The 2,303-nt window shown below is 47.2% G+C and carries 1 protein-coding gene; it reads left to right on the top strand.

All coding sequences use genetic code 11. The annotated features are described in order from the left end of the window. Positions 1–275: 275 nt before the first annotated feature. On the top strand, positions 276–2,144 hold the full coding sequence (locus PX481_RS01810; protein ID WP_288093384.1) for a cation:proton antiporter: 1,869 nt from the start codon (positions 276–278) through the stop codon (positions 2,142–2,144). The last annotated feature ends 159 nt before the right edge of the window (positions 2,145–2,303 follow it).

Raw genomic sequence — 2,303 nt, 5'->3', positions numbered from 1 at the left:
TGATTCTTGCGGCCACATTGAACCGAGAGATACGGCATCAGCGAAGGTAATTGAGAACCGAGGAAAAAATGCGGTCGGACTGACCGTGTTAGAAAACGCTCGCGGAGGCGATTTGACGGGGATCGACCGGTTAAACCAGGTCGATCTAGTTAAAAACCTATGAACCGAGAATCTCCCGCTACACCGCGCGAGCGGTTAGCGGGGGAGAGTCAAAATTAGAATGATTAAACCCCAACCATAACCCCGCCTCGATAGCCGATAACCGATCGCTAAACATGGATCCATCTTTCGCCCTTACCCTGCAAATTGTCATCACTGTGGTGGCGGGGATTACAGCCCAAGTCATTGCCGAATACCTGAAAGTTCCCAGTATTGTTTTCCTGCTCATTTTTGGGATTGCTTTAGGGTCCGATGGTTGGGAAATTTTACACCCCCAAAGTCTGGGAATTGGCTTAGAAGTCCTTGTTGCCCTCTCTGTGGCGATTATCCTATTTGAAGGCGGTTTAAGCTTAAGCGGACGGGAATTAGGGCGAGTTTCTGGCAGTTTACGCAATCTTGTCACCCTCGGTACTTCCATCACTCTCATCGGTGGCGGTATGGCGGCCCACTGGTTGGGGGAATTTCCCTGGCCGATCGCTTTTCTTTACGCTTCTTTAGTGGTAGTAACCGGTCCGACGGTGATCGGGCCTTTGCTGAAGCAAGTAGCCGTAGATCGACGGGTGGCGACGCTTTTGGAAGGGGAAGGGGTATTAATCGACCCTGTGGGCGCAATTTTAGCCGTAGTGGTGCTAAATACGATTATTGATAGTCATTCCCGCCCCATGGAAATTATCACTGGTTTAACCCTGCGTTTAGGCATCGGGGCGGCGATCGGCATTGCTGGAGGCGGATTGTTAAGTTTTATTATAAAAACTTGCAATTTTCTGACTTTTGAGTTAAAGAATCTCGTGGTTTTAGCGGGAGTCTGGGGATTATTCGGTTTATCGCAATTTAGTCGCAGTGAATCGGGGTTAATGGCGGTGGTAATGGCGGGAATTGTGCTAAAAGCGGCGGCAGTTCCCGATGAGCGGTTATTAAGACGTTTTAAGGGTCAATTAACGACTCTTTGCGTGTCGGTACTGTTTATTTTACTAGCGGCGGATCTTTCGATCGCCAGTGTCATCGCTTTGGGTTGGGGCAGCGTCCTGACGGTGTTAGTCTTGATGCTGGTGGTGCGTCCCCTGAGTGTGGCCTTGTGTACCCTAAAAAGTGACCTAAATTGGCGACATAAGCTATTTATCGCTTGGGTTGCCCCTAGGGGAATCGTTTCGGCTTCTGTAGCTTCTTTATTTGCTATTTTACTCACCCGTGCCGGTATTAATGGCGGTGAAGCGATCAAAGCTTTAGTCTTTTTAACAATTTTAATGACCGTTTTTATTCAGGGATTAACGGCGCGGTGGGTGGCAAAAGGGCTAAAAATCACTTCTTCTGCGGCAACAGGGGCAGTAATCGTCGGTTGTAATCCCCTAGGTCGCTTAATCGGTTCTTTATTCCAAGAACAAGGGGAAAACGTGGTTTTAATCGATACGGATGCCGCAGCCTGTCAGCAAGCAAAAGAAGAGGGTTTGACGGTGCTGCAGAGTAGCGCACTTGATACAAAAATACTGCAAGAAGCGGGCATCGAATCCATGGGGACTTTTCTGGTTTTGACTAATAATAGCGAGGTTAATCTGGTTTTAGCCCAAAGAGCCAGGGAGGAATTTCATCCTCCCCGGGTGTTGGCTGCCTTTGCGGGAACCCCCAACCCAGATAAAAATAAGGTTAATCAGGTTTTTCTGCCTAGTTTTTCGGTCAAGGAATGGAATCAGTATTTAGACGATAATCAGATTAAATTAGGTAAAACCATCTTTAAAGGCGATGATTTGAGCGAACAACAAACCAGATTAACTAAATTAATCGAAAATGGCGAACTGCTGCCCCTACTATTGCGTCGCGATAATTCCCTACAGGTAGTCACAGAAAGGGAAGAATGGCGCACGGGAGACGAATTAATCTATATTCTGCGCGATTTACGCCCACAACTGCTTAAACGTCTTTCCGGCACTGTCAGAACCCGTTTATCTTTAGAAATCTTACCCGAAGTGGAAATCGCCACCAGTAGATAAGTAATAGGACAAAATTAACTTCTTGGTTAGGATAGGAACTCTGGCAACTTAACTTAGCTAAAAAAACCGGTACACTGATAACTGATAATTGACAACTGATCACTGCTTATGCCTCCTCGTTGGCCCCGTCAACCCGATCGCAAAAACGATCCCGCTTTC

The organism is Microcystis sp. M53603_WE2 (assembly GCF_030065435.1).
The sequence above is the reverse complement of the archived record's forward strand: the minus strand, read 5'-3'. Positions and strand labels throughout refer to the sequence as shown.